Genomic DNA, 26,951 nt, shown 5'->3' on the forward strand with positions numbered 1-26,951 from the left:
AAAGGAAAGGGGCCGACTGGAACCGGGCCCCTTGACGGTTCGGCTGAAGCGAGTCCGGGGGACGCCTCCGTGGTCAACGCGCTGTCCAGCCGACCGAGTTGTGCGAGATATCGAACCGCGTTCGCATGATCGGGCAGAGACTAAGGGGGGGAAACAGGAAGCGTCAACGTATCGGACATGCTCCGGATACTTGTGTGACAAGTGTTGACGGGTGCAGGTGCAGACCCTATCTTCTGGCCGAGCTTACGAACGATGTTCGATATATCGGCACCACCAGAGGGAGCACTCCGTGAGACCTGCGCTCACCCGTCGAACGGTCCTCGGCATGATCGCCGGCTCGGCCGCCGCCACCGTCACCGGCGTCTCGGCCGGTACCGCCCACGCCGCCGTGCCCGCCTCCCCCGGTGTGACGTACACGAACACCATCGCCGAGCAGCGGGCCGACCCGCACATCTTCAAGCACACCGACGGCTTCTACTACTTCACCGCCACGGTTCCGGCGTACGACCGGATCGTGCTGCGCCGGGCCACCACGATCCAGGGGCTCACGTCGGCCGCCGAGACGACCATCTGGACGAAGCACTCCACCGGTGAGATGGGCGCCCACATCTGGGCTCCGGAGATCCACTTCATCGACGGCAAGTGGTACATCTACTTCGCCGCCGGGGCCGCCAACGACATCTGGAGGATCCGGCCCTACGTCCTGGAGTGCACGGCCGCGAACCCGATCACGGGCACCTGGACGGAGAAGGGCCGTATCGCCCTGCCGCTGGACACCTTCTCCCTGGACGCGACGACCTTCGCCGTCAACGGCACCCGCTACCTCGCCTGGGCGCAGAACGACCCGGCCGTCGGCCGCGGCACCAACATCTACATAGCGCGGATGTCCAGTCCGTGGACCATCACCGGCTCCCCGGTCATGATCAGCCGGCCGACCGCCTCATGGGAGACCGCCGGAGGGGAGACGGTCAACGAGGGCCCGGCCGTGATCCAGCGGAACGGCAAGGTCTTCCTGACCTTCTCGGCCAGCGCCACCGACGCCAACTACTGCATGGGCATGCTGACCGCGTCCGCCTCGGCCGACCTGCTCAGCGCCTCGTCGTGGGCCAAGAGCGCCGGACCGGTCTTCGCCAGCTTCGCCGCCACCAGCCAGTACGGCCCCGGGCACAACCAGTTCACGGTCTCCGAGGACGGCAAGTCGGACATCCTCGTCTACCACGACCGCAGCTACAAGGACATCAGCGGTTCCCCGCTCAACGACCCCAACCGCCGCACCCGTGTCCAGAAGATCTACTGGAAGGCCGACGGCACCCCCGACTTCGGCATCCCGGTCGCCGACGGTCTGACCCCGATACGGCTCTCCTCGTACAACTTCCCCGACCGGTTCATCCGGCACTGGGAGTACCGCGCCAAGATCGAGCCGAACGTCTCCCCGCTGGCCGACTCGCAGTTCCGCGTCGTCGCCGGTCTGGCCGGCACCGGCACCGTCTCCCTGGAGTCGGCCAACTTCCCCGGCTACTTCCTGCGCCACAAGAACAACGAGGTGTGGGTGGAGAAGAACGACGGGACGGCGCTGTTCGCCGGTGACGCCTCCTACACGGCCCGGGCCGGCCTCGCGGACTCCGCCGGGGTCTCGTACGAGTCGTACAACCTCCCGGGCCGCTACATCCGCCACTACAACTACCTGCTGTACGTCCAGGCCCTCAGTACGACGACCGACCGGGCGGACGCCACCTTCTACACCCAGTGAGCCGGCGGCCCTCGCCTGTCACTTCCGCTCTGTCGTCCGGACGGCGAGGGGCTCGGCCGAGCGCAGGTGTTCCCTCAGCCACTGCTCGGTGTTGCTCACGTGCAGCAGTGCGGCGGCCTGGCTGAGGGCGGCGTCACGGGTGGACAGCGCGTTGAAGATCGCCTCGTGTTCGGCGAGGGTGCGGCCCGCGGCCTTGTCGTCGACCAGACCGCGCCAGATACGGGCGCGCAGGGTGCGGCCGGAGATCCCTTCCAGGAGGGTGAGGAGGGTTTCGTTGCCCGTGGCCGAGACGACGGCGCGGTGGAAGGCGGCGTCGTGGGCGTTGAGCTGTTCGACGTCGTCGCGGGCCTCGCGCATGGCGTCCAAGTGCCGCTTCACTTCGGCCAGTTGGGCGTCGGAGATCCGGGTGGCGGCGAGGGCCGTGGCCATCGGTTCGAGGAGCCGGCGTACCTCCATGAGGTCCTGCAGGGCGACCGAGTCGCCCTGCAGCAGCTCCACCGCGCCGCCGAGCCCCTCCAGGAGCAGGCTCGGCTGGAGGCTGGTCACGTACGTGCCGTCGCCCCGCCTCACCTCCAGGACGCGGGCGACGGCCAGCGCCTTGACCGCTTCGCGGGCGAGGTTGCGGGACAGTCCCAGCTGGGCGGCCAGGTCCGGCTCCGGCGGGAGCTTCGAGCCCGGCGGCAGCGCACCGGTCCGGATCAGCTCACGGATCTGTTCGATGGCCTTGTCCGTCAGTGACACCGCGCATCCCTCCCCCCACCGTGCCCCGTGAGCACGTCCGACCTGATCAGCCCCTGAGCGCGAAGATCGTCCCAGAGGCCGTCGGGGACGTGCTGACCATGGAGCTCCACGTTTCGTACGACCTGTTCGAGATTTCGCATGCCGAGGGTGACGTTGATGATACTGGGATGCGTGTACGGGAAGGCGATCGCGGCGGCGGGCAGGGTGGTCCCGTGCGCCTCGCAGACCCCGGCGATCGCCCGGGCGCGCTCGACCAGGGCCGACGGGGCGTCACGGTAGTCGTACTTCATGCCCTCTGCGGGCCGGTCCCGGGAGAGCAGTCCCGAGTTGAAGACCCCCACCGCCACCACGCCCTTGCCCAGTTCCCGTGCGGCGGGCAGCACGTCGTCCAGCGCCGACTGGTCCAGGAGTGTGTAGCGCCCGGCGAGCATCACCACGTCGGCGGGCGTCTCGCGCAGGAAGCGGGCGAGCATCGCCGACTGGTTCATACCGGCGCCGATCGCGCCGATCACGCCCTGGTCGCGCAGCTCGGCGAGGGTGGGCATGGCCTGCTCGGCGGCCTGCCGCCAGTGGTCGTCCGGATCGTGCAGGTAGACGATGTCGAGGCGGTCCAGGCCGGTGCGCTCCAGCGTGTCCTCGATGGAGCGGAGCACGCCGTCCCGGCTGAAGTCCCACTGCCGGCGCAGGTCGTCCCGTACGACGAAGCCCTCGGTGTCGACGCCGCGCGGCTCCTCGTTGGGTACGAGCAGCCTGCCCACCTTGGAGGAGATGACGTACTCGTCACGCGGGCGGCCTCGCAGGGCGGCGCCCAGACGGCGTTCGGACAGGCCGAGGCCGTAGTGCGGTGCGGTGTCGAAGTACCGCAGGCCGGCTTCCCAGGCCGCATCGACGGCGGCTGTCGCCTCATCGACCGGGGTGACGCGGTACAGGTTGCCGATCACGGACGCCCCGAAGCCCAGCTCGGTGAGGGAGACGGACGTGTTCTGGATCTTCCGCTGGTGCAAGACGTGCTCCTGGGATACGGGCGACGGGGGCGCCGGTCAGCGTCTGACGTGGGCCGAGCCGCCCGCGATGAGCGCCTCGACCTCGGCGAGCGAGGCCATGGAGACGTCTCCGGGCGTGGTCATGGTGAGCGCGCCGTGGGCGGTGCCGTAGGCCAGGGCGCGCTCGAGGCCGGCGCCGTCCAGCAGTCCGTGGATCAGTCCGGCGGCGAATCCGTCGCCGGAGCCGATGCGGTCCAGGACCTGAAGGCCGGGCATCCGCGGGCCGGTGACGAAGCCGGTTTCGCTGGACCAGGCGGCCGAGGACCAGTCGTTGACGCCGGCCGACGGCACGTCGCGCAGGGTCGTCGCCAGTACCTTCACCTCGGGCAGCAGGCCGGCCACCTCGGCGAGCGCGTCCGCCACCTCGTCGTCCCCGATGCGCGTCTGCCCCGGGTACGTCCCGGCCAGGCCCAGGGCGCCCACCACGACGTCGGCGTGCCGGGCGAGCCGTAGGTCGACCTCGCGGGCCGCCTCGGCGCCGCCCCGCCCGGCCCACAGGCTCGGACGGTAGTTGGGGTCGTAGGAGACGGTGACACCGTGGCGGCGGGCCGCGGCCATGGCCTCGTCCGCGGCGTCCACCGTGGTGTCGGACAGGCCGGCGAAGATGCCGCCCGTGTGGAACCAGCGCACCCCGGCCGAGAACACCACGTCCCAGTCGACGTCCCCTTTGCGCAGCTGGGAGACGGCGGTGTGCGCGCGGTCGCTGACGCCGAGCGCGCCGCGGATGCCGTAGCCGCGTTCGACGAAGTTGAGGCCGTTGCGGGCGGTGCGGCCGATGCCGTCGTCGTGCACCCAGCGGATCAGCGAGGTGTCGACGCCGCCCTGGAGGATCAGGTCCTCGACGAGCCGGCCCACCGCGTTGTCGGCGAGCGCGGTCACGACGGCTGTGCGCAGGCCGAAGCAGCGGCGCAGGCCGCGTACGACGTTGTACTCGCCGCCGCCTTCCCACACCTGGAAGGTCCGGGCGGTGCGGATGCGTCCCTCCCCCGGGTCGAAGCGCAGCATCACCTCGCCGAGGGCCACCACGTCGATCACGTCACGCTCCTCTCCACCGCCTCGGCGGTCAGTCGGCGGATCTCCTCGTAGTCGCCCCGCTCCAGGTGGGCCGCGGTGGCCATCCAGCTGCCGCCGACGGCGAGGACCGCCGGGTCGGCGAGGTAGGCGGCCAAGCCGGAGGCGTCGATCCCGCCGGTCGGTACGAAGCGCGTCCGGGGGAAGGGCGCCGCGAGCGCGCGCAGCGTCCGCAGGCCGCCGAGCGGTTCGGCGGGGAAGAGCTTGACGGTGTCGAGGTCCGCCTTCAGGGCGCGCATCAACTCGGTGGCGGTGGCGATGCCGGGCACCACGGGCACTCCCAGCTCGCGGCACTTCGCGACGACCTCCTCGTCGAAGCCGGGCGAGACCACGAAGCGGGCCCCGGCCGCCACGGCCCGCTCCGCCTGCCGGGGCGTGACGACCGTGCCGGCGCCGACGACCAGGCCACCGTGGGCGGCCATCTCCTTGAGCACCGGCTCGGCATCCGGGGTGCGGTAGGTGACCTCGGCGCACCGGGCGCCGCCCGCCGCGAGCGCGTCCGCCAGCGGGCCGGCGGTCGAGACGTGCCGCACGGTCAGCACCGGCAGCACGCGGGCGCCGTCCAGCACGGAGGCCAGGTCGGTCCTCGTCATCGGCCGAGCCATCCGCCGTCGACGGGCAGGACGACCCCGTGGACGTAGGCGGCGGCGTCGGAGGCGAGGAAGACCGTGGCGCCCGCCAGGTCGTCGGCGTCGCCCCAGCGGCCGGCCGGTATGCGGTCCAGGATCGCCTTGCTGCGCACCGGGTCGTCCCGCAGTGCCTGGGTGTTGTCGGTGGCGATGTAGCCGGGTGCGAGGGCGTTGACGTTGACGCCGCGCGGCGCCCATTCGTTGGCCAGCGCCTTCGTGAGCCCGGCGATGCCGTGCTTGGCGGCGGTGTAGCCGGGGACGGTGATGCCGCCCTGGAAACTGAGCAGCGACGCCGTGAAGATGACCTTGCCCTGGCCGCGGGCCACCATCGACGCGCCTACGGCCCGGGTCAGCGCGAACTGCGCGTTGAGGTTGACCTGGAGGACCAACTCCCAATCCGTGTCGGCGTGTTCGGCGGCCGGACTGCGGCGGATCGTGCCCGCGTTGTTGACCAGGATGTCCACCGGCCGCTCGCGTCCGGCGAGGTCCGCGCCCAGGGCCCGTACGGCCTCGGGATCGGCGAAGTCGGTCCGGATCGCCTCGAAGGTGCGGCCCGCCGCGAGGACGTCCTTCTCCACCGCGCTGCCGGACTCCTCCAGCGAGGCGCTGACGCCGATGACGTCCGCGCCGGCCTCGGCGAGCGCGCGGGCCATGGCCCGTCCGATGCCGCGCCGGGCTCCGGTGACGACGGCGAGCTTTCCCGTGAGGTCGAAGGCGTTCATACGGCGGCTCCCTCGGCGTCGTCGGTGCAGTCCACGAGGATCTTCATCACGTCGCCGCCGCCCTCCAGGGCCTCGAAGGCGGCGGGTGCCTGCGTCAGCGGTACGACCTTGCTGATGAGCCGCTCGGCCGGGATGGTGCCGTCGGCGACCAGGGTCACCGCCTTCTCGAAGTCGGAGCGGTCGTACAACCGGGCGCCGACGAGGGTGAGTTCGCGCCAGAAGAAGCGGTGCAGGTTGACCTCGCGGGGGCGGGGGTGGATGGCGACGAGGCACAGACGGCCGCGCACACCCAGCACGTCGACCGCCGTGTTCACGCCGCCCGCGGCGCCGGACACCTCGAAGGCGACGTCCGCGCCCGCGTCCGCGGTCCACTGCCGCACCAGCTCCGGCACGTCGACGTCGGCCGGGTTCCACGCCGTGAGTCCCAACTCCTCGGCGAGCAGCCGACGGTGGGCGCTCAGCTCGGCCACCCGGACCTCGGCGCCCGCGGCTCGCGCGACCAGCGCGATGAGGATGCCGACGGGGCCGCCGCCGACCACGACCACCTTCTCGCCCTCGGCGACCTGGGCCCGGCCCACGTCGTGCACGGCGACCGCCGTCGGCTCGACGAGCGCGGCACGGTCGAGGGGAAGGGAGTCGGGGAGCCGGATGAGCGTCGGGGCGGGCACGACCCAGCGCTGCTGCATCGCGCCCGGGGAGTCGATGCCGATGAAGTCCAGGTGCTGGCAGATGTGCTGGTGGCCGGCGCGGCAGGCCGGGCAGGTGTCGTCCCAGCGCAGCGGCATCACGGTGACCGCGTCGCCCGGCTGCCAGCCCTCGACGCCCGGGCCGACGCGTACGACGCGGCCGGACATCTCATGCCCCAGGACGGCGGGCGCGGACACCCGGGCGTCCATGTCTCCGTGGAAGATGTGCAGGTCGGTGCCGCAGATGCCGACATAGGCGGGGGCCAGCTCCACCTCGCCGGGACCGGGTGGCGCGCTGAGTGCGGGGGCTGTGTCCAGGGTGCGGGCGGAGGTGTAACGGACGGCGAGTGTCATCGTGTCGTCAGGGTCCCTTCAGCGCGGACGCCGATGGTCAGCAGCAGGTTGGCGTACGTACGGGTGTCGGCGGTGACGATCGCCAGGGCCAGGTCCGGCGAGCGGGCGGCGTCGTAGAACTCGAAGCGGCCCAGCGTGTCGACCGGGGTGGGCGCCAGCATCGAGCGGTACTCGGCGATGGCGGGCGGCTCCGGTTCGCCCTCGGGCGGCACCATGACGTGGGCCGCCTCGACGGGCAGGGCACGCAGCAGGACGTCGAGCACGGTGGTGACGTCCAGCAGGCCGGGCGCCAGGTTGAGGTGGACGGTTCTGGCGCGCTCGCCGGTGGCGGTGCTCGCCGGATAGTGGCCGTCGGCCAGCAGTACGCGGGCGCCGTGGCCGGCTCCGGCCAGGGATTCGAGGATGCCGGGATGGAGCAGTTCGGTCAGGAGCACGGCGTCCCTTCCTTCGTCGGAGTGGGAGCAGGGGTCAGGTGGTAGAAGGCGGTCGCGGTGCCGGCGAGCAGCGCGTGGATCTCGGTCGCGGAGCCGCCGTCCAGGAGTTCCTCGACGGTGGCGGCCCAGCGGTTCCAGCCGCCGGCGAGGACGCAGACGGGCCAGTCGGAGCCGAACATCAGGCGGTCGGGACCGAAGGCGGCCAGCAGGACGTCCCACACCGGGCGGATGTCGTCGACGGTCCACTTCTCGTGGTCGGCCTCGGTGACCAGACCCGACACCTTGCAGTGGACCTGGGGATGCCGGGCCAGCGTCCGCAGCTGCTGTGCCCAGTCGGTCAGTTCGCGCCGCGCGATGGGGGGTTTGCCGGCGTGGTCCAGGACGAGGGGCAGCTCCGGCAGCCGTTCCGCGAGGCGGATCGCCTGTGGGAGCTGGTGGCTGCGGACCAGTACGTCGTATCCGAGTCCGCGCTCCCCCACCGCTCGCAACCCCCGCTCGACGTCCGGCTGTTGAAGCCACTGCGGATCGGGCTCGCCCTGCACGACATGCCGTACGGCCCGCAGGTACCGGCCTCCCGTCCCGGTCCGCAGGTCGTCGAGTACGTCGCCGATCGCGGGGGACGTCAGATCCGCCCAGCCGACGACGGCGCCGATCAGCGGGTCGCCGTCCGCCAGGGCCAGGAGGTCCCGGGTCTCGGGCACGGAGGCGATGCACTGGACGACCACCGTGCTGGTCAGCCGCCGTCCTGCGATCGGCCGGGTCGCCGCCGATCGCAGGGCGTGCGTGCCGAAGCTGCGGCGGATCGGCTCGTGGCCCGGGTCGTCCAGCCAGGGCTGCGGCCGGACGTCCAGGTCCCACACGTGGTGGTGGGCGTCGACGAGGGCCTGGGCGTCAGACACGAGCGGTCCAGACGGGGCCGTCGGGGTAGGCGTACTCCTTGAGGGACTCGGTGTGCATCTGCGCGCTCAGTCCGGGCAGCGCCGGCGCCTGGTAGTGGCCGTCGGTGATGCGCACCGGGTCGACGAAGTGCTCGTGCAGGTGGTCGACGTATTCGATGACGCGGTCCTCGGTCGTGCCGGAGACGGCGATGTAGTCGAACATCGACAGGTGCTGCACCATCTCGCACAGGCCGACGCCGCCCGCGTGCGGGCAGACCGGCACGCCGAACTTCGCGGCGAGCAGCAGGATCGCGATGTTCTCGCCCACGCCGCCGACCCGGGCGGAGTCGATCTGCACGATGTCCACCGCGCCCGCCTGCAGCAGCTGCTTGAAGACGACCCGGTTGGCGACGTGCTCGCCGGTGGCCACCTTGATGGGGCCGACGGCCTTGCGCACGGCGGCGTGGCCGAGGATGTCGTCGGGTGAGGTGGGCTCCTCGATCCAGTACGGCTGGTACGGGGCGAGGGCGCGCATCCAGTCGATCGCGTCCTGGACGTCCCATCTCTGGTTGGCGTCCACCGCGATGCGGATGCCGTCGCCGACCGTCTCACGGGCGGTGCGCATGCGCCGTACGTCGTCCTCCAGGGACGCGCCGACCTTCAGCTTGATCTGGGTGAAGCCGTCGGCGACGGCCTCGCGGGCGAGGCGGGCCAGCTTCTCGTCGGAGTAGCCCAGCCAGCCGGGGGTGGTGGTGTAGGCGGGGTAACCACTCTCCAGCAGGCGGGAGATGCGCTCGTTGCGGCCGGGCTCGGCGCGGCGCAGGATCTGAAGGGCCTCCTCGGGGGTGAGGGCGTCGGACAGCCAGCGGAAGTCGACCTGTGCGACCAGGTCCTCCGGGGACATCTCGCCGAGGAAGCGCCATACGGGCTTGCCCGCACGCTTGGCCGCCAGGTCCCAGGCGGCGTTGACGACCGCCCCCGTGGCCATGTGGATGGCGCCCTTCTCGGGTCCGAGCCAGCGCAGTTGGGGGTCGTGGACGAGGGAGCGGGAGAACGCGCCGAGGTCGGCGCAGACTTCGTCGACCGAGAGGCCCACCACGTACGGGGCGAGGGCCGCGATGGCGGCGGCCTGTACGTCGTTGCCGCGTCCGGTGGTGAAGGCGAGCGCGTGGCCCTCCAGTCCGTCGCCGGCGTCGGTGCGCAGGACCACGTAGGCGGCGGAGTAGTCGGGCTCGGGGTTCATGGCGTCCGAGCCGTCGAGGTGTTCGGAGGTGGGAAACCGCACGTCCAGGACGTCCAGGGCGGTGATGCGGGCGGATGAGGGCACGGTGGAGGACATGGCGGCAACTCCTGTGAGGGCAGGGGCGGTAGGGCCCCTGGCGACGAGACGTGAACGCGGCGGAGGTCGGGCGGCCGGTGGGGCCGCCCGGGTCACTCCTGGACCTTGCCGCCCGTGATGCGGGAGATGGCGAGGGCGACCAGGATGATCAGGCCGTTGAGGGCGCCGATCCACTGAGCGGGCACGCCCGCGAGCGTGAGCACGTTCTGGATCATGAAGAGCAGCAGGATGCCGCAGAACGCGCCGAACATGGTGCCCTTGCCGCCGTTCAGGCTGATCCCGCCGATGACGGCCGCGGCGAAGACGGTGAAGATGTAGCCGTTGCCCTGGGCCGAGGCGACGGAGGCCAGGCGTCCGGAGAGCATCAGTCCGGCGAGGGCGGCGAGCACGCTGCCGGTGACGATGACGATCCACAGCACCCGGTCGGTGCGGATGCCGGCCGCCTTCGCGGCGTCGACGTTGCCGCCGATGGCGTACAGCGAGCGGCCGAAGCTGGTCCAGCCGAGCACCACGATCGCGGCGGCGAACAGCACCAGGCAGATCCAGATGGAGGCCGGCATCCCGAACCATTCGGTGGTGCCGAGGTAGAGCATCGACTCGGGCAGCTGGAAGAAGGTCTGGCCGCCGGAGATACCGGTGAGGACACCGCGCAGCACGATCAGCATGCCGAGCGTGACGATGAAGCCGTTGAGGCCGAAGCGGATGATCAGCAGGGCGTTGATCACGCCGACGAGGGCGCCCACAGCGAGGGTCACCGGGATGGCCCAGGCGCCGGGGAGCAGTCCGAGTCCGTGGCCCGCGCCCGCCGGCACCACCAGCCAGGCCGCCACGCCGGGCGCGAGGCCCATGGTGGACTCCAGGGACAGGTCCATCTTCTTGACGATCAGGACCAGCGTCTGGGCGAGGACCAGCAGGGCCATCTCGGACATGGTCTGCAGGACGTTGATGAGGTTGTCGGCCTGCAGGAAGACCGGGTTGACGATCTGTCCGACGATCGCGATGACCACGATGGCCGGGACGAGCGCGAGGTCGCGCAGCCGGGCCAGGGGGATGCGGCCGCCGAGCAGCGCGGTCCGCTTGGGCTGCGGCTCCGTGCCCTTGGCCGCGGCGGTGTCCGCGAGGACGGTTTCAGGCATCACTTCAGGCATGCAGGTCCACTCCTTCCATCGCGGCCACGAGGTCGTGGTCGTGCCAGCCGCGGGCGATCTGAGAGGTCACACGGCCCTGGAACATCACCAGGACCCGGTCGCACATGCGCAGGTCGTCGAGTTCGTCGGAGGCGATGAGCACTCCGGCGCCGGTCCGCGCGGTCTCCTCGACCTTGCCGAGGAGGAACTCCTTGGAGCGCACGTCCACGCCCGCGGTCGGGTTGATCAGGACCAGCAGCTTCGGGTCGTCGGCCAGGGCGCGGGCCATGACGACCTTCTGCTGGTTGCCTCCGGACAGTGCGGAGACGGGCAGTTCGGGGCCGGGAGTCTTGATCGCGAGTTTCTCGATCATGCCCTCGGCGAGCCGGTCCCGGCGGCCCCGGCTGAGGAATCCGTTGGCGCCGAGCCGCTTGGGTACGGACAGGGTGGCGTTGTCCGCGATCGACATGTCGGGAACGAAGCCCTGGTGGTGCCGGTCCTGGGGGACGAACCCGGCGCCGGCGGCGAGCGCGGCGGGCACGCTGCCCGGCCGGGGCCGCGTCCCGGCGATCTCCACGTCACCCGCCACTGCCGCCCGCAGCCCCACGACGGTCTCGGCGACCTCGGTGCGCCCGCTGCCGGCGGCGCCCGCGAGGCCGACGATCTCGCCGGCTCCGACCTGGAAGGTCACGTCGTCGTACTCGTCGCCCCGCAGCGCGCGGATGCTGAGTGCGGCCGTGGCGCCGTGGTCGACGGTGCTCGCCCGGTCCTCGCGCCGGTCGGCCGCCGCCTCGCCGGTCATGGCGGCGACCAGGTCGGCGCGGCCCAGTTCCGCGACCGGCGCGGTCACGATGTGCCGGGCGTCGCGGAACACCGTCACCATGTCGCAGATCTCGTAGATCTCCTGGAGGTGGTGGCTGATGAACAGGAAGGTGACGCCCTGGCGTTGCAGGTCGCGGATGCGGTCGAAGAGGCGGTTGATGGCCGCCCCGTCGAGTTGGGCGGTCGGCTCGTCGAGGATGATGAACCGCGCCCCGAAGGACAGTGCGCGGGCGATCTCGACGAACTGCCGCTGTTCGACGCTCAGATCGCCGGCCGGGGTCTGCGGGTCGACGTCCACCGACCAGGTCGACAGCAGCTCCTGTGCGCGGCGGCGGGTGGCCTGCCAGCTGATGAGCCGCCCTCGTCCGTGGTCGTGCCGGTTCAGGAAGAGGTTCTCGGCGACGGTCAGCGTGGGGATGATCGTCGACTTCTGGTAGACGCAGGCCACGCGCCGGCGCCAGGCGTCGCGGTCGCTGAGCCGGGGGGCCGGCTCGCCGCCGAAGGTCACCGTTCCCTCGTCGGGGGCCTGCAGGCCGGTGAGGACCGACACCAGGGTCGACTTGCCGGCTCCGTTGCGGCCGACGAGCGCGTGGGTCTCACCGGGCCTGATGGTGATCCGGGCGCCGTTCAGGGCCACCGTCGGACCGAATCGTTTGACTATGCCCGTCGCCTCGACGACGGGCGGATCCGAGGGGACCCGTCCGTCGTCCGCCGGGGCGGGCGCGGGGGTGACTGCTGCTCGCTCCCCGTCGCTCATCTCAACCGCCTTGTTCTCGTGAGCCGTCGGATTCCGGGTGAGGGGTCAGCCGAGGTTGTTGCCCCACAGGGACTTGTCGTCGCTCTTGACACTGGGCACACCGCCGTAGGTGCCGCCGTCGGCGGTGACGAGGGGGGCGGAGAGCTGGTCCTCCAGCAGGCCGTCGCGGACCTGGATGATCGTGCTGTCGTGGTCGGTCTTGCCGGGCTTGAACGTCTTTCCGGCGATCGCGGCCTTGAGGTAGTACAGGGCGTACTTGGCGTAGAGGTCGGCCGGCTGGGACACGGTGGCGTCGATCTTCCCGGCGGCGATGTCCTTGAGCTCCTCGGGGATGCCGTCGTTGGACACGACGAAGACGTGCTTCTTGTCCTGCGGGCCGACCAACAGGCCCTTCTGCTTGAGGACCTGGAGCGTGCCGGACAGGGCGAAGCTGGACTGCATGTAGATGCCCTTGATGTCCGGGTGGGCGGTCAGGTCGGTCTGCAGCTTCTGGGCGGCGACGGCGCCGTCCCAGTTGGTGGCCTCGCCGAACACCTTGATGCCCGGGTAGTTCTTCTTCATGCAGTCGTTGAACGCCTCGGTGCGGTCACGGCCGTTGATGGAGTCCAGGCCGCCCTGGAGCATGACGACCTTGCCCTTGCCGCCGAGCTTGGTGCCCAGGTACTGGCAGGCCTTCTCGCCGTAGGCGCGGTTGTCGGCGCGTACGACCATGAACACCTTGCCCGTGTCGGGGCGGGTGTCCACGGTGACGACGGGGATCTTCTTCGCCTCCAGCTGCGCGAGGGTCGGGGCGATGGCGGCGGTGTCCTGCGGCGCCATGGCGAGGCCCTTCACGCCCTGGCTGATGAACGTCTGTGCGTTGGCGGTGAGCTTGGCGACGTCGTTCTGCGAGTTGGTGGTCTTCAGCTCCAGCCCCAGCTCCTTGGCGTACTGGGGCGTGTACTTGATGTACGAGTTCCAGAAGTCGGTGTCGGAGCGCGGGTAGTCGACGCCGACCAGAGGCGTGTCGCTCGACGCCGCAGTGGTGGAGCCGCTGCCGCACGCGCTGAGCAGCGCCAGTGCGGACAGGGTGGAGACGGCTGAACAGAGGGCGGTTCTGAGTCTCATCGGTGCTTCCTCGCGCCGGTCCCGTAGCGGGAGATGTTTCGCCTCGACGACATCTGCGCATCGCCGAGACTGTAGAGATGGGATGTTTATAGGCGCGTCACCGGCGCGCTGTCCAGCCTCTTGCTTCATTCAAGCTGAAAACCCAGGTCACAGCCGGTCCGGGATGGAGGCAGAACACCGCGAGGGCGCGAGATCCATCCCATCAATCACCGCCGACGGACAGTTCCAATCGGCCACGAGACCTCAACAGACATTCCATGTTTCGCTGGTCACAAATCGCACCAGACCATCGGCAACTGGAGTCAACTACCAAGCTGCAGAGCGCTTTTCATCCCTGCACGCCAGTTGACATCCCACGGAGACATGGCGGACCTTCATGCGTAACAAGCGGCGCCCTGCACCCCCCTGTCCCCTCCTGCCTCAGGGATGTCTCCATGTCGAGTTCGATCAACAGACGCCACTTCCTCGCCGGTGCAACCTTCGTTGCCGCGGCCGCCGTTGCCGGAGGTCTCTTCGGCGCGAACGTCGCCCAGGCGGCGCCCAGCACGTACACGCCCGACTGGAACTCGGTCGACCAGCACCCGCCGGCCCCGGAGTGGTTCCAGGACGCGAAGTTCGGGATCTACTTCCACTGGGGCGTCTTCAGCGTTCCCGCCTTCGGCAACGAGTGGTACCCGCGCAACATGTACCGCGCCGGGGACGGCGCCAACCAGCACCACATCGCGACCTACGGCCAGCCGTCGGCGTGGCCGTACCACAACTTCATCAACGGCGCCCAGGACCTGGCGGGCAACTTCGTGAAGTTCGCGCCGAAGCTGAAGTCGGCCGGCGGGAAGTTCGACCCCGACGAGTGGGTGCAGCTGTTCGTCGACGCCGGTGCCAGGTTCGCGGGTCCGGTCGCCGAGCACCACGACGGCTTCTCCATGTGGGACAGCCAGGCCAACGAGTGGAACTCGGTGAAGAAGGGCCCGGGCCTCGACCTGCTGAAGCTCTTCTCCACGGCCATCCGCGCCAAGGGCCTCAAGCTGCTGGTTGCCATGCACCACGCGTACAACTTCACCGGCTTCTACGAGTTCGCCCCCGCCCAGACGGACCCCAGCCTGAAGAAGCTGTACGGGCAGTTGGGGTCGGCCGCGGAGAACCAGCTCTGGTTCGACAAGCTCAAGGAGGTCGTCGACCGGGCCCAGCCCGACATCCTGTGGCAGGACTTCAATCTGCGCGCCGTCGACGAGCAGCAGCGCCTCAATTTCCTGGCGTACTACTACAACCAGGCCAACGGCTGGGGCCGTGAGGTCGTCGCCACGTACAAGGACGGCATGAACGGCAAGGGCGAGGTCTTCGACTACGAGCGCGGCGGCCCGGCCGACATCACCAGCCCGTACTGGCTGACCGACGACAGCATCTCCAGCTCCAGCTGGTGCTACACCCAGGGCATCGGCTACTACACGATCCAGCAGATGCTGCACTCGCTCATCGACCGGGTCAGCAAGAACGGCAACATGCTGCTGAACATCGCGCCGATGGCCGACGGCACCATCCCGCAGGCGCAGAAGGACATCCTGCTGGGCATCGGGGACCACCTGAAGCGCTTCGGCGAGTCGCTGTACGCGACCCGCGCCTGGACGGCGTACGGCGAGGGCCCGACGAAGATGGGCGGCGGCTCCTTCACCACCCCGCACGCCGGCACGGCACAGGACATCCGCTTCACCCGCAACAAGGCGGGCAACGTCCTGTACGCCACCGTCCTGGGCTGGCCCGGCAGTTCGCTGACGATCAAGACCCTCACCTCGGACCGGATCAACCTCTCGTCGCTGACCTCGGTCAAGCTCCTCGGCTCCACCGCCGGCACCTACATCGACCTGCCCACGCCGACACAGAGCTCCTCCGGCCTCACCGTCACCCTGCCGTCGTCCGCGCCGTACAGCGCGAACGCCTACGTCCTGAAGCTCTCGTTCTCCGGCACGATCCCGGGCCTGCGGCCGCTCGTCGGCGCCATCGGTTTCAAGGACGTCAACTACACCGGCGACTACGCCCTGCTCCCCGTCGGCGACCACACCGCGGCCGGCCTGACCGCGATCGGGCTCGGAGCGGCCACCCTCTCCTCCCTCCGGCCGGCCCCCGGCTACCAGGTGATCGGCTACTCCGGAGACAACTTCACCGGCACCGCCTGGACCTTCACCGCCGACAACCCCGACCTCAGGGTCACCGGCAACAACGACCAGATCACCTCGCTGAGGGTCCAGTTCAACCCGGCGACGTACTTCCGGATCAGCAACGTCACCAACGGCCTCGCCCTGGACAGCGGCGGAAACGTCGCCTCCGGGTCCAACCTCAAGCAGTGGACCTGGGACGGCAGCAACAACCTGCAGTGGCACGCCGAGGCGGTCTCCGGCGGCTACTACCGGCTGGTCAACCGCACGAACGGCATGGTCGCCGACGGCTGGGGCGCCACCGACAACGGCTCGCCGGCCCGACAGGCCCCCTGGAACGGCGGCACCAACCAGCAGTGGAAGATCACCCACCGGGGCGGCGACAGCTACTCGATCGCCAACCGCACCACCGGCCTGGTCCTCGACGGCGGCGGCAACGTCTCCTCGGGCTCCGTCACCAAGCAGTGGACCGACGGCAGCAGCACCAACCTGCTGTGGACCTTCACGGCCCTCTGACCCTGGGGCCGTGCGAGCGCTGCGGCGGCGTGGTCCCCTACGCCTCCGCAGCGCCTCCCCGCCCATCGGCGGTCCGCAGCACCAAGTCGTGATCACGTGTCAGCCGGGGCCGCAGCGACACCTCGCCGCCGCGGCCCACGCTCCGGACGACGGGGAACACGCTCACGTCCTGGCGGTCGACGAGGTCCCCGGTCACCATCGCCGGGCGGATCTCCGGGCCGCCGTACGCGCTCAGGCGCAGGTCCCACAGCACCTCTCCTCCGGGGTGGAGGTCCGCGACCACGTCGACCGGCAGGGTGATGTCGAAGTCGCCGTACGGATCGACAGGACATGGGGCGTCGATGAGGTGGCCGCCGTCCGCCCGGAGCCGGGCCACGAAGCGATAGTGGTGCGCCCGTGCCGTCCTTCCATGGAGCGAGCCCCTCAACCGGATCGCCTCGTCGTCGACTCGGACGGACGTGACCTCGGCATGCGCGGGCCGGAGCCAGGCGCGCACAGCGAGATGCCCGTCCTCGGTCGCGTACGGGATCCATGTCCGCACTCCCCCGTCCGCCGGCCGGAGGGCCGCGGGATCCAGGAGGCGCGCGGTCTCGATGAGCCCTGCCCGGACCGGCCGTGACCGGCTGCCGCCGCCGCGTTGGAGGAGTACGTCGAAGTCGCCCTCGGCGAGTTCCCAGTGACGTGTGTCGAGGACGGCCCGCACGCGGCCGTCGCCGCCCGTGCCGGGTTGTTCGAGCGGCAGGTGCGGAGTCTCGGCGACGGTGTGGGTACGGGGGTGCAGGACCAGCTTCCAGCCGGCGGCCGCGGGTTGGTCGGCGGGCAGCTGAAAGGCGAGCGAGCCTCCCGGCAGCACCCGGCAGCCGACGGTGACCGGCTGACCGAGTCGGGCAACCGCCAGGCGCAGCAGCCGACTTCGCCGCCCCGTACCGGCCGTGGGCTTCGACGACGACCGGCTGCCGTGCCCGGGCCGAAGGGCGGTGAACAGGGCCTCGTACTGGGCGGCGATGTGCTCCGGCCGGAAGCGCTCGGCGTTCCGCCGGGCCGCCGCGGCCATCCGTCCGCGCTCGGCGTCGTTCTCGATCAGACGGCACAGCGCGTCGGCGAGCGCGTCCTCGACCGGGCCGTCGTCCGGGACCAGGAGACCGTCCTGGCCGTGCGTGATGATCTCGCGGGGCGCGTGGTCGCAGTCGGTGCTCACCACCGGGAGCCCGCAGCTCATGGCCTCCACGACGGACATGCCGGACGGTTCGCCGCTGCTCGGCACCACGGCGAGAGCGCCCTTGGCCCACTCGGGGTGCAGGGGAGTGCGAGCGCCCATGAGGAGGACGTTGTTGTACAGGCCGAGTTCCTCGATGCGGTGACGCAGCCGGTGGTGCTCCCGGCCGCGTCCGTAGATCCGCAGACTCCAGTCCGGGTGCACGGCCGCCACCTTGGCGAACGCGTCCACGAGACGGTCGTAGCGCTTCGCCGGTGTCAGCCGCCCGGCGGCGAGTACGATCCTCGACTCGCCACTGGAGGGCTCGGCATCCGGCTCGGGGCAGCAGACCGGGATGCTCGTCACCCGCGTCCGCACGTCGGCGAGCGCCGTACGGTGGGCGCGCTCGTCGGCCTGGGACAGGGTGATGTAGCCATCGAGGCGGGCGACGGCCGTGTCCAGGTCGCTCAGCAGCGCGGGCCCGTGCGCGTCACGACCCGCGTACTCCTGGCCGACGCGCAGGTGGTCGGTACGGCCGTGCTCGGCCAGGAAGCAGACGAGGTACGGGCGCGTCGCGATCACCACGTCCGCGTCGGTGCTGCGCAGGTACGCGGCAAGGCGCGTCTCGCCGAGCCGGCTGGGCGGTGTCCAGCCGGCGTGTACGGAATCGTGCGGGCACACGATGCCCGGCGATCGCAGATCCGCCGCCTCGACGGCCGTCCGCCTGGCGGCGGGACGCAGGTCCACCAGCGCCCGCGTCCTCACCCCCTCCGCCACTCCGAGCGGCATCCGGTCGGCGGTCCGGTAGTAGGAGACGATCTCCACCTCGTGATGTGCCGCGAGTGCGGCGGCGACGTTGGCGGTGGCTCGGACGGTGCCACCGACGGCGTAGGCGTTGTGCAGCAGAAAGGTGATCTTCACGGGTCTCGTCACTTGCCGGGGGAGCCTGCGGAGCCGGGGGAGCCGACCTTGGCGTACGCCTTGGTCACCGCCTCGGCGAGGATGTCCTTGCCGCCCACGACCGGGCTCCACTGCTTGGGGGCGAGGTAGGTGGTGGGGGTCAGCCCGACGCCGTTGACGGCACCGGGGTTGCAGGCGATGACCGGACGGTCCTGCGCTCCGGGGGAGCCACCGAATCCGCAGGCGGAGGAGCGGGGGATGGACATGTCCTGGCGGCTTCCGTCCACGATCAGCGCCTGCTCGGTGCGCTGAAGATGGTGCTGCGTCAGGACGGGGGCGGCGCGCAGTGCGGCGGCGGTGGCGCGGGTGGTGTCGGTGACGTAGGTCCAGGTGTCGCCGCGCCTGAGGAACAGCCGCGCCTCGGACTTGCCGGAGCCGACCAGTTGGAGGGTGCCGGTGGCGGCATCCGAGACGCCGCAGACCGGGACCGTGCGCGGGGGTGCCAGGTACTCCGGCGCCCGTACGGCGTTGCCCTGGGCGTCGTTGCACGCCTGGAGCCGGGCATTGGACAGCCGGCGGCCGTCCGGCGTCCCGGTCTGGCAACGCCGGTGCGTGTCACCGAGGTTGGGCAGGAAGATCGCACCTCGCCCGCTGTTCCACGTCGTCTTGCCAGCGACATCGGAGTCCCCGGAGACAACGACCGCGCTGTCCCGCGACTTGGGCCCGACTGTACTCATTCACCTGCTCCTCCCGGTCTTGACCCGCACCTCCATCCCATCGCGGCGTCCATAGCCGCTCACTCCCCCGACCAGCGGGACCACCCCCGCCGACAGGCCGGACTCCGACCATCCGAAAGTGGGACGCGGGACACCTGCTGTGCCGGGCGGCTCACGATCGATCGCGGCACGGAGAGCGGCAAGGCAGCCGACGGCGACACCGCACGACGGGCTCATCGGCTCACCGGCCGCTCCGGTCAGAGAGGCAACCGCTCGCATCAAGCAGCACACCCGGCGTCGTGAGTGATCGCGACGTCGGCCATCCGCGCTCCGCCGCATCTCTAGGCGCCGGCGAAGGAGCCGCTCCGTGCGGCGTGACCGCCGATCGCGGTCCCGACCAGCCGTCTCTCGAAGGACCGCAGGATCTGTTCGAGATCCGTCGCGTCGAACGACGTCGCATCCGTCCCGAGACTGATTCCGGCCGTCTCGGACATGCCCCACACATCGAAGGAGAGGTTTCCGGAGTACGCGTCGACAGGTTTGGGGAATCGTCGGTAACGGCTGGATGCCATGGCTCGGTCGAGGTTCTGCGGTGCGCTGTCCGCGCGAGCCCGAATCAGTGTGCGGGGCGCTATGGGGCGGATGTTGACGACATACGGGTTGTGTGCGGAGCGGCCCAGTTCGGCGGAGACCTCGTCCAGGGATCTGGCGTAGCGGTCGGGCTCTCGCAGGCTGACGGCAGAGGATCTGACGAGTGCCGCGTCGACGGCTCGGCACAGCGCCGGGAACCGGTCGCTGCCCAGGGACGTGTCGACCGGGACGAGGGCCCTGCCGGCGATATGGGCCACCGCGTCGCGGGCGAAGACGGTCTGCCGGTTGGGCATCACGGTGTTGAACACACAGGTGCCGATGCCGAGGTGCTCGGCGAGCGTGCACGCGTAGGCGGCTTGCAGAACGGCGGCCGCGGATGTCCGGTACTGCTTCGCCAGACCGGCGGCCGCGAGGGCGACCGCCGTGGAGTCGAGGCATACGAAGTTGTAGACGGCGGCGGCGTGGCCCGGGGGCGCCTGGAGTTCGGGCATGGCGGACCGACGCAGCATGGCCCGGTCATGGGTGTCGACACGATGGGCGTGCCGCAGCCCCGAGGGACTGGCTTCGAAGCTCGCGATCTGCCGCGGCTGCCACCCCGAGCCGAGGTCGGCGCCCGGATCGGCGGCCAGCCGGGCTATGTGCTCGGCGGCGATCCGGGCGCCCGTCGTGTCCGCCGAGAAGTGGTGCAAGGACAGCGCGATGTGGACGGGCCTGCCGTCCACGGTGATGACGGCGGCCCGCAACGGCAGGTCGTCCGGGGCGAATCCGGGCTCGGCCAGGCGGAGGGTGAAGGCGCTCAGCTCGTCGTAGGTCGGCGGGGCGTCGGAGGCGTACTCGTCGACCTGGAGCACACCGGAAGCCACGACGACCGCGCGCGGGTGCCTGTCCGCGTCACGTGGATACAGCGTGCGCAGCGCCTCGAAGTGAGCCATGACCGCGGCGAAGGCATGCAGCACCGCGGCCATGTCGGGTCGGCCGTCCAGTGCCCGCCCCATCCGTACGTTCCTGTTGCGGGGTCCGTGGAGATGGGGGCGGCACCCTTCGCGCTCATGGGTCTTCTGCGACCAGGTCAGTTCATGCTCTCCGGCGGTGCCGGCGACGAAGACGACGTCATGGCGTGCGGTGTGTCGCATACCCGCCCCGGCCCTCCTCCGGTACGGACGACGTTCAGGCAGAGGATAGATCCACGCGGGCCACGTGCGTCAATGGTCGGAAAGTGTGGAACGCGGCGGCGAACCGCCTTCTTGCCCCCCGCCCTGCCGCTCCTTACCGCGCCCTACCGCTCCTTATCGCGTCCCGCCGGCGATCGCGGCCAGGTGGACACCGCCCCGCAGAACGAGACGCAGATCCTGCACCCCGGTCACCTCCGCCGGCATCGGTGCGCTGACCGTGTGCCAGTCGCACCTTGTCGAAGCGCTTCGACGTTGGCGTGGCGCCAAGTCGCGCATCAATCACAGCTGGCTCGGCTGTCGCGTGCAGCTCTTCCGGCATTGACGTGCCCGCTGAAGCCTCACCCAGAAAGCCAGCTCACCTGGGGCGAAGCCGTATGGAGGGCGAGGTGCGCCCTCACCCCCGGCCGTGCCTGTTACCGAAAAGTGACCTTACCGGACCGTTGTCGCCCCCGGAAACACGGCCTTAGTGTCATCGAAACGTCGAAGCGCGTCGACTCGGGTCGGATTGCTCCCGCCCTGCCGACATCAGACCACCGGACGACGCAGCGTCGGCCCGCCCGCCGGTCGGCTCCACGCACAAGAAGGGCCGCAACGACATGAGCCTTGAGCTGAACCGCCGAGCCGTCCTGCGGACCTCCTCATCTGGACAAGGCCTGCGGTATCGCCTTCCGGAGCCGGCCGACCGGACCGCTGCTTGCGCGCCGGCCCCGTACGGACCCGCACCCGAAAGGCGAGAACCCGTCATGACCCATGCCCCGCACCTCTCCCGCCGAGGCCTGCTGACCGCCGGCGCGGCCACGGCCGCACTCCCCCTGCTCGCCCCCTCCGCCGCCTCCGCCGCCTCCGCCGCATCAGCCCACGCGGCCGGGAAGGTCCGGCACACGCCCTACACCTTCCGCAACGCCGAGATAGTCGGCGGCGGCTTCGTCACCGGCATCGTCTTCAACCAGAGCGAGCCCGGACTGGTGTACGCCCGCACCGACATCGGCGGCGCCTACCGCCTCGACACGAAGTCCAGACGGTGGATCCCCCTCACCGACTGGATCGGCTGGGACGAGTACGGACACACCGGCATCATCAGCATCGCCACCGACGAGGTCGACCCCGACCGCGTCTACCTGGCGGCGGGCACCTACACCATGCCCGAGTGGGACCCGAGCATGGCGGCGATCCTGCGCTCGACCGACCGCGGCCGCACCTGGAAGACCACTCCCCTGCCGTTCCGGCTCGGCGGCAACATGCCCGGCCGGGGCATCGGCGAGCGGCTGGTGATCGACCCCAACCGCAACAAGATCCTCTACCTGGGCGTGCGCGGAGGCCACGGGCTGTGGCGCAGCACCGACCACGGCAAGACCTTCGCGAAGGTGGCCGGCTTCCCCAACCCGGGCAACTTCGTCATCGACCCCACCGACCCCGACGGCTACAACGGCGACAACCTGGGCGTGCTGCAGGTCGTCTTCGACAAGCGCACAGGCAGACCTGGGAAGGCCACCCGGACCCTCTACGTCACCGTCGCCGACAAGGACAACATCCTGTACCGGTCGACCGACGCGGGAGCGACCTGGGAACGCGTCCCCGGCCAGCCCACCGGATTCATCCCGCACCACGCGGTCTTCGACCACGTCGGCGGCTACCTGTACCTGGCGACCAGCGACACCGCCGGCCCTTACGACGGGAACAAGGGCGACGTGTGGAAGCTGGACACCGCCACCGACACCTGGACCCGGATCAGCCCGGTCCCGTCCACCAGCGACGACAACAAGTACGGTTACAGCGGCCTGACCATCGACCGGCAGAACCCGGACACCCTGATGGTGTCCACCCAGGTCAAGTGGTACCCCGACTGCATCCTCTTCCGCTCCACCGACGGCGGCGCGAGCTGGACCCCCGCGTGGGACCTGGGCCCGAATTCCGAGCGCACCCTGCGCTACGACATCGACATCTCCGCCGCCCCCTGGCTGACCTGGAACGCCTCGCCGTCGCTGCCCGAGATCGCACCGAAGCTGGGCTGGATGATGGAGTCCGTCCAGATCGACCCCTTCGACTCCGACCACTTCATGTACGGCACCGGCGCGACGATCTACGGCGCCGACAACCTGACCGACTGGGACAGCGGCGGCACGGTGCACCTCTCCGTGCGGGCCCAGGGCCTGGAGGAGTGCTCGGTCGGCTGCGTGATCAGCCCACCCGCCGGTCGCGCACACCTCTTCTCCGGCGTGGGCGACGTCGGCGGCTTCCGGCACACGGACTTCCACAAGGCGCCGAAGATGTACGACAGCCCGACCTTCGGCGCCACGCCTGCCCTGGACTACGCGGAGTTGGCACCCCACACCATCGTGCGGGTCGGCAACCCCACCAGTGGCTGGACCCAGCACTTCGCCATCTCCACCGACAGCGGCGACACCTGGAAGCCGTCGGGCAGTGAGCCGTCCGGCGTCACCGGGCCCGGAATCGACGACCAGGCGGTCGCCATCAGCGCCGACGGCAGGCGGATCGTCTGGTCGCCGGCGGGAGCCCGGGCCGGCTGGTCCGACGACCACGGAGCCACCTGGACCGTGTCGGAGGGGCTGCCGGCCGGGGTTTCGGTGCGCTCCGACCGGGTGAACCCCGCGAAGTTCTACGCCTACGGCTCCGGCGTCTTCTACCTCAGCACGGACGGCGGAAAGAGTTTCAAGGCCACGGCGGCAACCGGTCTGCCCACCGCCGGGAACGTCCGGTTCAAGCCGGTACCGGGCCACGAGGGCGACATCTGGCTGGCCGGCGGCACCACCAAGCCCACCACCCCCACGCCCTACGGGCTGTGGCGGTCGACCGACTCCGGAACGTCGTTCACCAGGTTCGAAGCGGTGGACCAGGGCGACGTCGTCGGATTCGGCAAGGCCGCCCCCGGCGCCTCGTACCCCGCCGTCTACACCAGCTCCAAGATCCACGGCGTGCGCGGCATCTTCCGGTCCGACGACGCGGGCCGGACCTGGATCCGCATCAACGACGACCTGCACCAGTACGCCTGGACCGGCAACACCATGACCGGAGACCCCCGGATCTACGGTCGCGTCTACTTCGGGACGAACGGACGCGGAGTCATCTACGGCGACCCCGAGTGAGGTTCGCCTCCCGGCCACCCCGCTCCGCACCCGCCGTCCCGAAGGGGAGACCGACGTGGCCCTGCCGCCACGGCAGGACGACCGACTTCTCCTCTCCTGTGTGATCCCCCCACTCAGCACACATTCCGGAGGGCTGATGAGATTCCGTATCGGCTGGGCCGCGCTGCTCGCGGCGCTGGCTCTCGTCTTCACCCTGCCGAACTCGGCAGTGGCAGCCTCACAGACGTACTGGTTCAAGCACTACTCGACCGGCGGCAACGCCTCGACGTGGTACAGCAACGACAACTCGTGGGGTGTGAACTCCTCGACCGGCACCGGCTTCGTCGCCATGGTCAACGGCAAGGACTGGGGCTGGTCGTCCCCGGTGACCACACTCCCCAAGAAGATCCGCGACGTCAGCCCCAACAACAACACGTGGTTCAGCCAGTCGGCGTGGCCGAAGTCCGGCTCGTACTACGACGCCGCGTACGACATCTTCATCGACCCCTACCCCGCTCCGACCGACCGCAACTCCAAGACCGAGATCATGATCTGGCTCAACTGGTACAACACCAAGCCGCTGGCCGACCGCTACGACGCGAACGGCAACGCGATCCCGGCCGCGACCAACGTCAGCCTGGGCGGCCGCACCTGGGACATCTACGAGTACACCTGGAGCAACGGCGGCCACACCCTCAGCTTCCTGGACAGGAGCAAGTCCGGCTGGTGGTCCGGCAGCCTCACCCCGTTCTTCAACTACGGCCTGAACAGGGGCTTCTACACCGGCGACCACTACCTGAACAGCGTCATGGCCGGATGGGAATTCGGGCCGGGCGACTACACGGCTCACTCCTGGGGCGCCGTGGGCTTCTGACGCCGCGCTGCCCTCGCGCATCACCGCGCCGCACACCACCGTGCTCGCCGTCGAGTTCGACGGCGAGCACGGCCTGTACCGAGACACCGGCCCACAGCCCGGCCACTGACCTGGAAAGGACACCATGGAGAACGGACAGCGGAGCTTCCGCTGGGGTCACGACGCCCTGCATCTCGAGTTCGTCCTCGGCGACGACGACAGCGCCCGCCTGACGCATCTCGGACTGCCCGGCGAAGGGGGCGGCGACCCCGGCGCGTCCCTGCCTCTGGTGGAAGTGACGGCCGCAGGTCAGGGCCGCGGCTGGTCGGGCAGCCGTCTGATCGGGACAGCTCTCGGCGGGCGGCTGCGCCACCGGGCCCACAGCGCGGCCCGCGACGGCGACTGGCACACGCTGACCGTGCATCTCCACGACCCGGAAACCGGACTGGCCGCGGAGGTGACCTACCGGTCGCCTGACGGCATCCCCGTGCTCCGCAGCGAAGTGACCCTGCGCAACGAAGGGCGGACCACACTGCACCTGGAGTCGGTCAGCTCGCTCGTGGTGGGCTGCCTCACCCCGCGGGACCCGGCGGCCGTCGACGCCGCCGACCTGCTGTGGGCGGACAACGACTGGCTCGCCGAGTGCCGCTGGCAGCGACAGCCGATGCGCCGGACCACACCCGGCGTCAGCGGACGCGTGCAGTACGGGCATGGCAAGGCCGGCTTCGCCCTGAACGGCCAGGGCACCTGGTCCAGTTGCGGACACCTGCCCATGGGCGGCCTGACGGACCGGCGTACCGGCCGCACGTGGGTGTGGCAGATCGAGCACAACGGCGGCGGCTGGCGCTGGGAGTGCCAAGAGCACGACCAGGCGGCCTACGCGGCACTGTTCGGGCCCACCGACGCCCACCACGGCTGGCGCCACCCCCTGGAACCCGGCGCCGCCTTCCGCACCGTACCCGTGGCCCTGTCCTTCAGCGCCGACGGCGGCCCCGACGCCGCGTTCGCCGCGCTGACCCGCTACCGCCGCGCCCATCGCCGCCCGCATCCCGACCACCGGCGACTGCCCGTCATCTTCAACGACTACATGAACTGCCTGATGGGCGACCCCACCACCGACAAGCTGCTGCCGCTGATCGACGCGGCGGCCGAGGCCGGCGCCGAGTACTTCGTCATTGACGCGGGCTGGTACGACGGCGACAACGGCGGCTGGTGGACCACCGTCGGCGCCTGGGAACCGGCCGCCTCCCGCTTCCCCGGTGAGAAGGGGATCCACGAGGTGCTGGACCGCATCCGCGAACGCGGCATGGTGCCCGGCCTGTGGCTGGAGCCGGAAGTCATCGGTGTCGACAGCCCCATGGCCAAGTCCCTGCCCGACGAGGCGTTCTTCCGTCGCGACGGCGTCCGCCTCACGGAGACCGGCCGGCACCACCTGGACCTGCGTCACCCGGCCGCCCGCGCCCACCTGGACCAGGTCGTGGACCGCCTGGTCGGCGAGTGGGGCGTCGGCTACCTCAAACTCGACCACAACATCGACCCCGGCTCCGGCACCAGCGCCCACCCCGGCGAGACCCCGGGCGCCGGTCTGCTCGGCCACAACCGGGCGCACCTGGACTGGCTCGACGGCATCCTGGACCGCCATCCGCTCCTGGTCGTGGAGAACTGCGCCTCGGGCGGTATGCGCTGGGACCACGCCCTGCTGTCCCGGCTGCAACTGCAGTCCACCAGCGACCAGCAGAACCTGCTCCTCTACGCGCCCATCGCGGCCTCCGCGCCCACCGCCGTCACCCCCGAGCAGGGCGCCGTGTGGGCCTATCCGCAGCCGGAGGACTCCCTCGACGAGGTCGCCTTCACCATGGCCAGCGCCCTCCTCGGCCGCATCCACCTCTCCGGCCTCCTGCCGGAGCTGGGGCCCGAGGCCCGCGCCCTGGTCCACGAGGCGGTTGCCGCATACAAGGCCGTCCGCGCCGACCTGGCGGAGGCCGTGCCGACCTGGCCACTCGGCCTTCCCGGCTGGGACGACCCCTGGATCGCCCTGGCCCTGCACACCCCCGCCACCACCTACCTCACCGTCTGGCGCCGCCCGGGCGGAGCGGCCACCACCACCCTCCGGCTGCCCGAACGGGCGGACGGCGCGGCCCGTGCCGAGGTGCTGTACCCCGCCGCAGGTCAGGCCGTCGCCGTCTGGAACCCGGACACCGCCGACCTCACCGTGACCCTGCCCAGCGCGCCCTCCGCGGCGCTGCTCCGCATCACCCGCACGGAGCCGGACGCTCGCTGAGCGCCGTCCCCGCCGCCCACCCGACGAAAGGACG

The 26,951-nt window shown here is 70.6% G+C and carries 20 protein-coding genes; 5 read left to right on the top strand and 15 right to left on the bottom strand.

What is annotated here, in order from left to right; all coding sequences use genetic code 11:
* Nucleotides 1–325 precede the first annotated feature (325 nt).
* Complete coding sequence (locus ACIBU0_RS02125; RefSeq protein ID WP_398811727.1) at nt 326–1,750, top strand: family 43 glycosylhydrolase; 1,425 nt, start codon at nt 326–328, stop codon at nt 1,748–1,750.
* An 18-nt stretch (nt 1,751–1,768) separates the two neighbouring features.
* Here the strand turns inward: ACIBU0_RS02125 and ACIBU0_RS02130 are convergent, their stop codons facing one another.
* The 12 genes from ACIBU0_RS02130 to ACIBU0_RS02185 all read right to left on the bottom strand — a co-directional run bounded on the left by ACIBU0_RS02130 (nt 1,769) and on the right by ACIBU0_RS02185 (nt 13,460).
* Complete coding sequence (locus tag ACIBU0_RS02130; RefSeq protein WP_398810271.1) at nt 1,769–2,491, bottom strand: FadR/GntR family transcriptional regulator; 723 nt, start codon at nt 2,489–2,491, stop codon at nt 1,769–1,771.
* On the bottom strand, nt 2,482–3,495 hold the full coding sequence (locus ACIBU0_RS02135; protein ID WP_398810274.1) for an aldo/keto reductase: 1,014 nt from the start codon (nt 3,493–3,495) through the stop codon (nt 2,482–2,484). Before ACIBU0_RS02135 ends, ACIBU0_RS02130 begins: the two co-directional genes overlap by 10 nt.
* Before the next feature lie 36 nt (nt 3,496–3,531).
* A complete protein-coding gene (locus tag ACIBU0_RS02140) occupies nt 3,532–4,569 on the bottom strand; it encodes a PfkB family carbohydrate kinase (protein ID WP_398810277.1) in 1,038 nt (345 codons plus the stop codon).
* Nucleotides 4,566–5,198: a bifunctional 4-hydroxy-2-oxoglutarate aldolase/2-dehydro-3-deoxy-phosphogluconate aldolase gene (locus ACIBU0_RS02145; RefSeq protein WP_398810280.1), complete on the bottom strand. Its 633-nt coding sequence runs from the start codon at nt 5,196–5,198 to the stop codon at nt 4,566–4,568. The genes ACIBU0_RS02140 and ACIBU0_RS02145 overlap by 4 nt, the downstream gene beginning before the upstream one ends.
* Nucleotides 5,195–5,956: an SDR family oxidoreductase gene (locus tag ACIBU0_RS02150; protein ID WP_398810282.1), complete on the bottom strand. Its 762-nt coding sequence runs from the start codon at nt 5,954–5,956 to the stop codon at nt 5,195–5,197. Before ACIBU0_RS02150 ends, ACIBU0_RS02145 begins: the two co-directional genes overlap by 4 nt.
* A complete protein-coding gene (locus tag ACIBU0_RS02155) occupies nt 5,953–6,996 on the bottom strand; it encodes a zinc-binding dehydrogenase (RefSeq protein ID WP_398810285.1) in 1,044 nt (347 codons plus the stop codon). The genes ACIBU0_RS02150 and ACIBU0_RS02155 overlap by 4 nt, the downstream gene beginning before the upstream one ends.
* Complete coding sequence (locus ACIBU0_RS02160; RefSeq protein WP_398810288.1) at nt 6,993–7,430, bottom strand: RbsD/FucU domain-containing protein; 438 nt, start codon at nt 7,428–7,430, stop codon at nt 6,993–6,995. Before ACIBU0_RS02160 ends, ACIBU0_RS02155 begins: the two co-directional genes overlap by 4 nt.
* Nucleotides 7,421–8,329: an amidohydrolase family protein gene (locus tag ACIBU0_RS02165; protein ID WP_398810291.1), complete on the bottom strand. Its 909-nt coding sequence runs from the start codon at nt 8,327–8,329 to the stop codon at nt 7,421–7,423. Before ACIBU0_RS02165 ends, ACIBU0_RS02160 begins: the two co-directional genes overlap by 10 nt.
* Nucleotides 8,322–9,647, bottom strand: coding sequence for an L-fuconate dehydratase (locus ACIBU0_RS02170; protein WP_398810294.1), 1,326 nt, complete (start codon nt 9,645–9,647; stop codon nt 8,322–8,324). Before ACIBU0_RS02170 ends, ACIBU0_RS02165 begins: the two co-directional genes overlap by 8 nt.
* Nucleotides 9,648–9,739: 92 nt before the next feature.
* Complete coding sequence (locus ACIBU0_RS02175; RefSeq protein ID WP_398811730.1) at nt 9,740–10,783, bottom strand: ABC transporter permease; 1,044 nt, start codon at nt 10,781–10,783, stop codon at nt 9,740–9,742.
* A gap of 4 nt (nt 10,784–10,787) precedes the next feature.
* Nucleotides 10,788–12,353 carry a sugar ABC transporter ATP-binding protein gene (locus tag ACIBU0_RS02180; protein WP_398810297.1) on the bottom strand — a complete coding sequence of 522 codons (1,566 nt, stop codon included), beginning with the start codon at nt 12,351–12,353 and terminating at the stop codon, nt 10,788–10,790.
* Between the two features lie 45 nt (nt 12,354–12,398).
* A complete protein-coding gene (locus tag ACIBU0_RS02185; RefSeq protein WP_398810300.1) occupies nt 12,399–13,460 on the bottom strand; it encodes a sugar ABC transporter substrate-binding protein in 1,062 nt (353 codons plus the stop codon).
* 434 nt (nt 13,461–13,894) lie between these two features.
* On the opposite strand from ACIBU0_RS02185, the gene ACIBU0_RS02190 reads away from it, so the two are divergent.
* Nucleotides 13,895–16,126 carry an alpha-L-fucosidase gene (locus tag ACIBU0_RS02190; RefSeq protein ID WP_398810303.1) on the top strand — a complete coding sequence of 744 codons (2,232 nt, stop codon included), beginning with the start codon at nt 13,895–13,897 and terminating at the stop codon, nt 16,124–16,126.
* A 37-nt stretch (nt 16,127–16,163) separates the two neighbouring features.
* On the opposite strand, the gene ACIBU0_RS02195 is transcribed toward ACIBU0_RS02190, so the two are convergent.
* The 3 genes from ACIBU0_RS02195 to ACIBU0_RS02205 all read right to left on the bottom strand — a co-directional run bounded on the left by ACIBU0_RS02195 (nt 16,164) and on the right by ACIBU0_RS02205 (nt 20,661).
* Nucleotides 16,164–18,242 (bottom strand): glycosyltransferase, encoded by a 2,079-nt coding sequence (locus ACIBU0_RS02195; protein WP_398810306.1) that lies wholly within the window; start codon nt 18,240–18,242, stop codon nt 16,164–16,166.
* An 8-nt stretch (nt 18,243–18,250) separates the two neighbouring features.
* A complete protein-coding gene (locus tag ACIBU0_RS02200) occupies nt 18,251–18,958 on the bottom strand; it encodes a hypothetical protein (protein WP_398810309.1) in 708 nt (235 codons plus the stop codon).
* 320 nt (nt 18,959–19,278) lie between these two features.
* A complete protein-coding gene (locus ACIBU0_RS02205) occupies nt 19,279–20,661 on the bottom strand; it encodes a condensation protein (RefSeq protein WP_398810312.1) in 1,383 nt (460 codons plus the stop codon).
* 782 nt (nt 20,662–21,443) lie between these two features.
* Here ACIBU0_RS02205 and ACIBU0_RS02210 point away from each other — a divergent pair.
* The 3 genes from ACIBU0_RS02210 (at nt 21,444) to ACIBU0_RS02220 (ending at nt 26,917) form a co-directional block, all read left to right on the top strand.
* Nucleotides 21,444–23,804, top strand: coding sequence for a xyloglucanase (locus ACIBU0_RS02210; RefSeq protein ID WP_398810315.1), 2,361 nt, complete (start codon nt 21,444–21,446; stop codon nt 23,802–23,804).
* Nucleotides 23,805–23,940: 136 nt separating this feature from the next.
* Nucleotides 23,941–24,657 (top strand): cellulase B precursor, encoded by a 717-nt coding sequence (locus ACIBU0_RS02215; RefSeq protein ID WP_398810318.1) that lies wholly within the window; start codon nt 23,941–23,943, stop codon nt 24,655–24,657.
* A 124-nt stretch (nt 24,658–24,781) separates the two neighbouring features.
* Nucleotides 24,782–26,917: an alpha-galactosidase gene (locus ACIBU0_RS02220; RefSeq protein WP_398810320.1), complete on the top strand. Its 2,136-nt coding sequence runs from the start codon at nt 24,782–24,784 to the stop codon at nt 26,915–26,917.
* Nucleotides 26,918–26,951: the final 34 nt, after the last annotated feature.

This window comes from Streptomyces sp. NPDC049627 (assembly GCF_044465645.1).
In the GTDB taxonomy this organism is placed as follows: domain Bacteria; phylum Actinomycetota; class Actinomycetes; order Streptomycetales; family Streptomycetaceae; genus Streptomyces.

Coding starts and splice junctions, on each gene's coding strand:
- ACIBU0_RS02205 (WP_398810312.1), bottom strand. CDS start 20,661: ATGCGACACACCGCACGCCATGACGTCGTCTTCGTCGCCGGCACCGCC.
- ACIBU0_RS02170 (WP_398810294.1), bottom strand. CDS start 9,647: ATGTCCTCCACCGTGCCCTCATCCGCCCGCATCACCGCCCTGGACGTC.
- ACIBU0_RS02150 (WP_398810282.1), bottom strand. CDS start 5,956: ATGAACGCCTTCGACCTCACGGGAAAGCTCGCCGTCGTCACCGGAGCC.
- ACIBU0_RS02215 (WP_398810318.1), top strand. CDS start 23,941: ATGAGATTCCGTATCGGCTGGGCCGCGCTGCTCGCGGCGCTGGCTCTC.
- ACIBU0_RS02220 (WP_398810320.1), top strand. CDS start 24,782: ATGGAGAACGGACAGCGGAGCTTCCGCTGGGGTCACGACGCCCTGCAT.
- ACIBU0_RS02180 (WP_398810297.1), bottom strand. CDS start 12,353: ATGAGCGACGGGGAGCGAGCAGCAGTCACCCCCGCGCCCGCCCCGGCG.
- ACIBU0_RS02210 (WP_398810315.1), top strand. CDS start 21,444: ATGACCCATGCCCCGCACCTCTCCCGCCGAGGCCTGCTGACCGCCGGC.
- ACIBU0_RS02190 (WP_398810303.1), top strand. CDS start 13,895: ATGTCGAGTTCGATCAACAGACGCCACTTCCTCGCCGGTGCAACCTTC.
- ACIBU0_RS02200 (WP_398810309.1), bottom strand. CDS start 18,958: ATGAGTACAGTCGGGCCCAAGTCGCGGGACAGCGCGGTCGTTGTCTCC.
- ACIBU0_RS02145 (WP_398810280.1), bottom strand. CDS start 5,198: ATGACGAGGACCGACCTGGCCTCCGTGCTGGACGGCGCCCGCGTGCTG.
- ACIBU0_RS02175 (WP_398811730.1), bottom strand. CDS start 10,783: ATGCCTGAAACCGTCCTCGCGGACACCGCCGCGGCCAAGGGCACGGAG.
- ACIBU0_RS02155 (WP_398810285.1), bottom strand. CDS start 6,996: ATGACACTCGCCGTCCGTTACACCTCCGCCCGCACCCTGGACACAGCC.
- ACIBU0_RS02185 (WP_398810300.1), bottom strand. CDS start 13,460: ATGAGACTCAGAACCGCCCTCTGTTCAGCCGTCTCCACCCTGTCCGCA.
- ACIBU0_RS02125 (WP_398811727.1), top strand. CDS start 326: ATGATCGCCGGCTCGGCCGCCGCCACCGTCACCGGCGTCTCGGCCGGT.